This is a genomic window from Collinsella sp. CLA-ER-H8 (assembly GCF_040092335.1).
Taxonomy (GTDB): Bacteria; Actinomycetota; Coriobacteriia; order Coriobacteriales; family Coriobacteriaceae; genus Collinsella.
In genome coordinates, this window is sequence record NZ_JBBNLU010000008.1 from 90097 (window position 1) to 98852 (window position 8756).

Here is an 8756-nt window from a genome sequence, read left to right on the forward strand (position 1 = left end):
TTATGATAGACGGGTTCTTTTGTCTATCTAGGAGGCTTTGCCTGATGGAGATCACCAAGGATATCCGCTACATTGGCGTTAACGATCACGACATTGACCTGTTCGAGGGCCAGTACGATGTGTCCGAGAACGGCATGGCATACAACAGCTACGTTATCTTGGGCGAAAAGATCGCTGTCGCCGATTCAGTCGACGGCGGTTTTGTTGACGAGTGGCTCGGCAACCTCGAGGCCGTGCTCGATGGCCGCACGCCCGACTACCTGATCGTCCATCACATGGAGCCCGATCACTCCGCCGGCATCGCCGCCTTTATGGAGCGCTATCCCCAGGCGCAGATTGTTGCCAGCATGGGCGCCTTCCGTATGATGGTCAACTACTTTGGCACCGACTTCCCCGAGCGCAAGATGGTCGTCAAAGATGGCGACGTGCTCGACCTGGGCGGCCACAGCCTAACCTTTGTCGGTGCCCCCAATGTTCACTGGCCCGAGGTGCTCTTCTCCTACGAGTCCACCGACAAGGTGCTCTTTAGTGCCGACGGTTTTGGCAAGTTTGGCGCCAACGACATCGAGGATCCCGAGGGCTGGGCTTGCGAAGCGCGCCGTTACTACTTTGGCATCGTCGGTAAGTTCGGCAAGTTCGTGCAGGCCGTCCTCAAGAAGGCCGCCGACCTGGACATCCAGATTATCTGCCCGCTCCACGGCCCCGTGCTGACTGAGAACCTGGGCTACTACCTCGACACCTATAACACCTGGTCGAGCTATCAGCCCGAGGACGAGGGTATCACGATTGCCTATGCGAGCGTGTACGGGCATCTGAAGGCTGCCGTCGAGGAGCTCGCATCTGCGCTTGAGGCTCGCGGCCAGAAGGTCTCCGTCTTTGACCTGGCTCGTGACGACATGGCCGAGGCCGTTGAGGATGCGTTCCGCTACGACCGTCTGGTGCTCGCCTCCATCACCTATCAGGGCGAGATCTTCCCGTGCATGAGCACCTTCATCCATACGCTCGCCGAGCACGCCTACCAGAACCGTACGGTGGCGCTCGTCGAGGCCGGCTCTTGGGCACCCGCGGCTGCCAAGGTTATGACCAAGGAGCTCGAGGGCATGAAGGACATCACCCTGACGCAGAACAAGGTGACTGTGCTGGGCTCGCTCAACGAAGCCTCGCGCGCCCAGATCGAGGCCCTCGCCGACGAGCTGTCCAAGTAGCGACACGCTCACTTTTGACGTTCAGCCATCACAACCACCACAAAGGGGACAGGCACCTTTGTGGTGGTTTTTATTTAGTTGGCGGCGATGATGAGTGCTGGACGTGCGCCGTCGGCGGTCTTGGCGATTGAGGTGGCGACGGCGCCTTCGGAGTCTCGGTCCATCACGATGGCGTCGACATCGGTCAGCTCGGCAAAGCGGTACATGCCGCGTCCGTTAACCTTGCTGGCGTCCATGAGGGCGACGCTTTGATGGGCCGCGGCGATCATAGCCGTTTTAGTCTCGGCCATCTGGGGAAAGTCGGTCGTAAAGCCGCAGCTGGAGACAAAGGCGCCGGGGCACATGACGGCAAGATCGGCGTGGACCATTTGGAGCGCCTGCATGGTAAGTGGGCCGTACAGATAGCGATGACCTTTGCGCAGCGCCCCGCCCAGCATGACGACATCGACCGAGGGCATGCTTTCGTCGATGTAATCGGCGATGGTAATGTCGGCCGTGATAACGGTGATGCCGTCGCGCTGATCGAGGAGCCGGACGAACTCGAGCGCCGTGGTGCCCGAGTCAACGAGCAGCGTGTCGCCGTCATTGACGAGCTCGATGGCGCTTTGCGCGATGGCCTGCTTGGCGGCGACGTTGACATTGATGCGGCGATCCTGCGTGGAAACAGTCAGACGCTTGTGGAGCGATACGGCGCCACCATGCGTGCGACGCAGCTTGCCTGCTTCGGCGAGCGCGTCCAGGTCGGCGCGGGCGGTAACGGAGGACACGCCAAAGGTCTGGGCGATTTCTGCTACCTGCACCGAGGCATTATGCTCAAGCATTTCCATGATGGCGGCACGACGCTCATCGGCGAAGGCTCGGGTTGTTGCGTGGGCCATAGCTGCTCCATTCTCGGCCAAATTTGCAGGAATTGTGTTGACTCTATTTTCGTTCATTTTCTTTTTGAGTAAGAAAACGCCTTTCGATTACTTATCTTTTCTATAAAAGAAAGACGCTGAACGCCCAAAATTCAATATCGAACACGCCCGCCCGGCCCCAATTCCTTCCGTTTACTTTTCAAAAACGACGGTATTGACCTGCATGGGCTCAATATCTCGCACATGCAAAGACGCTGAATTTCATACAATGAGCGCAGCAAAACGCAAGGTAAAACGCCTTGTGAACAACTACGCCCGATGTCCAGATGCGGGCGAGGGAGAGGAGCAAACGCTCATGGCACTTGTTACCACCGAAAAGATGCTCAAGGACGCTCAGGCCGGCCACTACGCCGTCGGCGCGTTCAACGTTGAGAACCTCGAGTTTGTTATGGCCGTTCTGGCTGCTGCCGAGGAGACCAAGTCCCCCGTCATCATGCAGACCACCCCGGGCACCATCAAGACCGCTGGTCTGGACTACTTCTACGGCATGGTCAAGGCTGCCGCCGAGCGCGCTTCCGTGCCCGTCGCTCTGCACCTCGATCACGGCGATGGCTATGACCGCTGCATGCAGGCTTTCCGCACTGGCTACACCTCTGTCATGATTGACGGTTCGCACGAGTCTTTCGAGGACAACATCGCTCTGACCAAGTCCGTCGCCGACGCTGGCCGCGCCATGGGCGTGCCCGTCGAGGCTGAGCTCGGTAAGGTTGGCGGCAAGGAGGACGACGGTCCCGCGGTTGAGGGCGAGAGCCCCTACACCGATCCGGCCGAGGCCAAGGAGTTCGTCGAGCGTACCGGCTGCACCTCCCTCGCAATTGGCGTTGGCACCAGCCACGGTGTGTACACGAGCGATCCGCACATCGAGCAGTCCGTGGTCAAGGCCATCCGCGACGCCGTCGACGTGCCGCTGGTCCTGCACGGCACCTCCGGTGTGCCCGATGAGCAGGTTGCCGAGGCTGTGAAGAACGGCATCTGCAAGGTTAACTACGCCACCGAGCTGCGTCAGGCCTACACCAAGGGCTTCATGGCCTACATGGCCGAGAACCCCGCCTGCTTCGACCCCAAGAAGCCGGCCAAGGAGGGCATGCGTGAGATCACCGAGCTGGTTAAGATCCGCATGACCAACCTCAACTCTGTGGGCAAAGCAGAGTAACAGCAAGGGTACTCTGATCCCACCGGACGGCTTGGGCGGGTCCCCGTACTTAGTTTCCAAAACGTCCTCGCGCATGAAGGCCCCCGTTGCCTCGCTTCTACGAAGCGTTGGCAACGGGGGCCTTCGCGCTGCGGAATGATTTTGGAAACTAAGTACGGGGACCCGCCCAAGCCGTCCTGCTCGATCGCCCTTGTGGCGTTGGGGCTGAAGGGGTGGGGCGCGAGGGGCGCTTTGTTGATGAGGGGTTAGTATGCCCGGGCTTGGTTGGGGAAGGTTTTGTCTAGGGATGCTTGGAGCTTTTCGAACGATGCTCGCAAGTTGTGGCTCTGGTTGGTTGAGCGTTTGGCTTTTGTGGTGGGGGAGTCGAGGAGGCCGTCTCTCTGTGTCGGGGGGAAGGAGAAAAGGTCTGCATGTTTTAGGGATGGCTGCCGTGCTACGGCATTGGAAGAATGCATGCTTATGCGGCCTCCTCGATGTCCACCAAAAGGTTGCGCACGGGGTGTGCTGCTAGGTCCCGTGCGTTGGCAGTATTATGCCGCGAGCGCAGATAAGGAAGCGCTAAAGAAAGGCTTAATCAGATTTGATGTAACAATGAAACCGCAGGTCAAAGCTATCGGGTAACACTCTTGAAAGGTTTTGAGCTTAAGGGCTTTCTAAGGTTTGTGGCGCGGATGTGGCTCGCCTGTGTGGGGCGTGTGAATGCTCGCTGTTAGCGCTGCGGCCCTGCAGCCCGTACCTGTTCGATGACCTTTTCCATCGTGGCGTCGATGCGGTCTTTTTTGAGCTCGCATTCCCAGACGGTGATGGGCGTCCAGCCCATTTGGGTAAGTGCGTTGATGGCTGCTCGGTCGCGCTCGACGTTGCGACGGAACTTTGCCTCCCAAAACTCAACGTTGCGCTTGGGCTGGCTGGGGTTGCACTTGGGGCAGCGATGCCAAAAGCAGCCGTTGACGAAGATGGCGATCTTGCGCCCGGGAAAGGCGATGTCGGGCTTGCCGGGTACCTTCCATTCCAAACGATAGCCCGTAAGGCCCGCGGCCCGCAGGCGCTGTCGTACGAGCAGCTCGGGCTTGGTGTTGGCGCGCTTGTTGCCCTTCATGGACTTTTTTATAGCGGCGCGGCGGCGCACCAGTTCGCGCTCGTCGGCTGAAAGGTCCGAGGTATCGATGCCGTCGAGCAGACCGGGTTTGGGACGCTTCTTGCTGCGGCGCTTAGGTGCGCGCTTGGATTTGGTGGCGGGTTTGTCAGTCGTGGTGGCCTCGGCGTCGTTGGCAGTGCCGTTGGCCTCAAGCCGATCTTCCTTCAACTCAATCAGAGCATCGATAAGCCCTTTGTCGGCGGGCATCCACTCAACCGTGGCAAGCGAGGTGCGCGGAATCCAGCGGATATCGAGCTGGCGGTCGTGCTTCTGGGGTTCATCGGATTCATCGGCGAGCGAGCAGTAGTAACACTCCATCGAGAGATGGAAATCGGGGTAGTCATACTCAACGGTGTAAAAATCGCGCAGGTTGGTGACTTTTACCCGCAGCTCTTCCATGAGTTCGCGGCGTACGGCGTCCTCGGGCGTCTCGCCGCGCATGAGCTTGCCGCCGGGGAACTCCCAAAGTCCCTGCATGTCGCCATAGCCGCGCTGCACGGCAAGCAGCTCGTCAGATCCTTCCTTGCGAATGATCCCAGCGGCAACATGAACAGTCTTCAACAGGAGTCCTCTCTCAATATCAACACGTGGCAGGGCGGCTACCCGTACCTTACACAACGGTAAGGCAAGCGTAAGCCATATCGATGGTAGCCGACTCGTCTTCTTGCGACTATAGATGCCGTAGACTAATCGCAAGAAAGGACTCGGTATGCAAACCACGCACATGGCGACCCCGGTACTGGAGGTCGCGCATCTCGAAAAGGTATATGGGGCGCTGGGCAACGTGACCCGCGCGCTCAACGACGTCAGCTTTACCGTCAACCGCGGCGAATTTGTTGGCATCATGGGCGCTTCGGGCTCGGGCAAGTCGACCCTGCTCAGCTGCGTGTCGACCATCGATAGCGCCACAAGTGGCACGATCCGCATCAACGGGCAGGACGTAACACGCATGAAGCAGGCCAAGCTTTCGCAGTTCCGCCGCGAGGAGCTCGGCTTTATCTTCCAGGACTCCAACCTGCTCGATACGCTCACGGCACGCGAGAACATCGCCCTGCCGCTCACCATCGCCCGCACAAACTCGGCAGAGATTTCGACCCGCGTGCAGGATGTGGCAGCGCGCCTGTCCATCAGTCAGGTGCTCGACAAGTATCCCTACCAAATGTCCGGCGGCCAGCAGCAGCGCGTCGCCGCGGCTCGCGCGCTCGTCACCGACCCCACCATGATCATGGCCGACGAGCCCACCGGCGCCCTCGATTCCAAGAGCGCTCGCCTGCTGCTCGAGAGCCTGGAGGCCCTCAATCGCCGCCTGCGCGCCACCGTGCTCATGGTCACGCATGACAGCTTTGCTGCCAGCTATACGAGCCGCGTGCTGTTTATCCGCGACGGCAAGATTTTCACCGAGCTGCGCCGCGGCGACACCGACCGCCGAGAGTTCTTCGACCGCATTATGGAGGTCGTTGCCATGATGGGCGGTGAGGGCTCCGATGCTCTGTAAACTCGCTTGGGGTAACGTCCGCCGCGCCGGCCGCGACTACCTCGTCTACCTTTTGACGCTCACCCTGGGCGTCACGGTCTTCTATGCCTTTAACACCATCTCGATGCAGGTCGACATCGCCGGCATCGATGAAAAGGGCTTGGCGCAGGTTATGGGCAGCATGCTCGGCGACCTGACGTACTTTTTGGCCGGTGTCATGGCCTTTTTGATGGTGTATGCCAATAACTTCATCATGAAACGCCGCAAGAAGGAATTTGGCCTGTATCAGGTGCTCGGCATGGGGCGTGGACGCGTCGCCACGATCATGGCGCTCGAGACGGTGATTGTCTCGGTCGTGGCCTTTGTCGCCGGCATTGTGCTGGGTGTGGGACTCTCCCAGCTCATGACGTTCTTTACGGCCTCGCTCTTTAAGACGCAGATCGCCAATTTCCACTTCTTTTTCTCGGTGCATGCGTTCAATCTGACCCTTGCCTGCATGCTCGTAATGTTTGTGCTCACGCTACTGCTGAACCTTCGCGCCGTGCGTCGTACCAAACTCATCGAGCTTATGGGTGCCGAGCGTCGCAACGAGAGCATCAAGACACGCAACCTCTGGATTGCGATTGCCATCTTTGCCGTGGGCGTGGTGCTTGTGGGCGTGGCCTATTACCGTCTGCTACGTGATGGGTTCCCGCTAGCCGCGACGGACAGCAAGCTGCAAGAGGCCATGAACCAGTTTGGCATTACGACCGCTATGGTTACAGTGGGCACCTTTGCCCTGTTCTGGGGACTCTCGGGCATGCTCATCAAGCTGCTGCAGAGCCTGCGCGGCGTGTATTGGCGCGGCCTCAACATGTTTACCGTGCGCCAGCTTGCGGCCAAGGTCAACACGGTGTGCTTTTCGATGGGCGTCATCGCGATGCTCCTGTTTTTGGCCATCACCTCGGTGACGTGCGGTATGTCGATTGCCAATGTGATGAACGAAAACGCGGAGCGCTATAACCCTGTTGACGTGTCACAGACGTATGTCTATTACACGCCCGATACGCTCGACTACTACAAAGAGTACATCAATCCGTCTGAAGCCGATCGCATGGTGCTGGCCGATAGTACGGTCGATTTGTACTCCGCATGGCACGGCGATCCATGGCACGGCGATCGTAAGGGCAAGTCGGCGGACAACAACGACGAGACCGGCAAGAAGGTCAATATTGCCGATGTTGCCGGTGAGCATGTGCAGATCGATTCGTATCTGAGTTACCCGCTTGGCGGTTCGGATCCTTCGGTGACTCCAAGTGAAATGTGCAAGGCCATGGGCGAAAAGCTTCCCAAGGCGTTCGGGGGTAGCAATGCCGATACGATGGGTCTGTTTGTGACGCCGGCGAGCCAGTACAACAAACTGCGTCAGATGATGGGCGAGGAGCCGGTGCACATCGGTCACGACCAGTATCTGCTCACGTGTGATATGGGCGGCGAGCTGGTCGACCTGTACACCAAGTATATGGCTGGCGGCCATGCCCTTACCTTGGGCGGGCATACGCTCAAGCCCGCAACCGATAAGTCGGACGAAGATGCAGCGGCCATCGCCAACTCGGCGATGGGCAGTAATGGGGGTACCGTCGTCGTTGCCGACGAGCTGTTGTCCCAACTTAATCTGCAGCCGTATTCCAGTAGCCTGCTCGTTAACTACAAACAGGGGATGGATACGACCGAGGCAGACGAGAGCATTAAATACACTGTGCTCGACAATCTGCTCGTTGACGGCAAGGAGCCGGGGTCGTGGGGAACCTTCATCACACGCTCCGAGATGTACACGCAAGCAGCGCAAATGAACGGTCTAATTAGCTACCTAGCCATCTACATCGGCTTTGTATTGGTTGTTGCATGCGCGGCGATTCTATCGATCCAGCAGCTCTCCAACGTGGCCGACGGCAGCCGCAGCTATCGTGTGCTGGCACAGATCGGCTGCGACGACCGCCAGATTCGCCATTCGGTGATGGCGCAACAAGCGGTGTTCTTCCTGTTCCCGTTGGCGGTGGGCTTGGCGCACTCCTTTGTGGCACTTAAGGTGATCATCGAGCTGGTGAGCATTTTCGGAAATATGAGCATCGGCGGCACCGTGGGCCTCACCTGTGCAATCTTCCTGGCAGCCTATGGTGGCTACTTCCTGGTGACCTACCTCATGAGCACCGGCATGGTACAAGCCGCCATCGCTACCCGCTACAGCGAGTAACAAGCGGGCAAAATCGTCGCAAAATCAGAGGCGTATGACCGCCGCGAAGGGACCAGGGGCCCTTTCGCGGTGGTTTTTGCCTATCTGGGGTGTCTCGGATGCAAGTGAGTAGACTTTTTTGAACCTGCCGAGCACATCGCGACAAATGATCGATGAAACCGCAGGTTAGAGCTGTGGCGTTTTAGGGCTTGCTCGGCCTTCTGCAAAAAGCCTACTCACTTGGTTTTTCTGCTAGAAGACCGCCACGAGGGAAGGCAACTCCCTTACGTCGGTTTGGACGTTTGCCCAGATAAAACCTGCCAAAATAAACCTGTCCCTTTTTGGCAGGTGGTTTCAGCTGAACGGCGGGCGGTGCGGCTTGGGTGTGCGGGCTCACAATCTGGGGAAACCGAACAGATTGGGGGCTTGTATGATCGATTCGAGGGGAAACGTGCGACCCGAGGGCATGTTTAACAGAGTGTGCCTGGCCCCCGAAGCCCGGCGCGCATACGATACGCGAGGGGTAGTCGTTGGGTGTTCCTATAGTTTTGTCAACCGTCGGGGCTACTCCCGGTAGGGCACCCGGTCGCGCATCACGGCGTATATCGCCCTGAGCCGCTTCCTCGCGACGGCCTTGAGCGCCCGCCCGTGCCCCAT

General features: G+C 58.8%; 6 protein-coding genes. 4 read left to right on the forward strand and 2 right to left on the reverse strand.

Annotation, left to right across the window (positions count from 1 at the left end):
• Positions 1-44: 44 nt before the first annotated feature.
• Entirely contained in the window at positions 45-1205 is a 1161-nt protein-coding gene (locus AAAX72_RS06815) for an MBL fold metallo-hydrolase (protein WP_161115048.1), read from the forward strand.
• 74 nt (positions 1206-1279) lie between these two features.
• Here the strand turns inward: AAAX72_RS06815 and AAAX72_RS06820 are convergent, their stop codons facing one another.
• On the reverse strand, positions 1280-2083 hold the full coding sequence (locus AAAX72_RS06820; protein WP_349129687.1) for a DeoR/GlpR family DNA-binding transcription regulator: 804 nt from the start codon (positions 2081-2083) through the stop codon (positions 1280-1282).
• Positions 2084-2417: 334 nt separating this feature from the next.
• Between AAAX72_RS06820 and AAAX72_RS06825 the strand changes: the two genes are divergently transcribed.
• Positions 2418-3275: a class II fructose-bisphosphate aldolase gene (locus tag AAAX72_RS06825; protein WP_022095149.1), complete on the forward strand. Its 858-nt coding sequence runs from the start codon at positions 2418-2420 to the stop codon at positions 3273-3275.
• Positions 3276-3984: 709 nt separating this feature from the next.
• Here the strand turns inward: AAAX72_RS06825 and vsr are convergent.
• Complete coding sequence (vsr, locus tag AAAX72_RS06830; protein ID WP_349129689.1) at positions 3985-4974, reverse strand: DNA mismatch endonuclease Vsr; 990 nt, start codon at positions 4972-4974, stop codon at positions 3985-3987.
• 148 nt (positions 4975-5122) lie between these two features.
• On the opposite strand from vsr, the gene AAAX72_RS06835 reads away from it, so the two are divergent.
• Complete coding sequence (locus AAAX72_RS06835) at positions 5123-5908, forward strand: ABC transporter ATP-binding protein (protein WP_349129690.1); 786 nt, start codon at positions 5123-5125, stop codon at positions 5906-5908.
• Positions 5898-8120, forward strand: a complete 2223-nt coding sequence (locus AAAX72_RS06840; protein WP_349129691.1) for an ABC transporter permease — start codon at positions 5898-5900, stop codon at positions 8118-8120. Before AAAX72_RS06835 ends, AAAX72_RS06840 begins: the two co-directional genes overlap by 11 nt.
• Positions 8121-8756 lie beyond the last annotated feature (636 nt).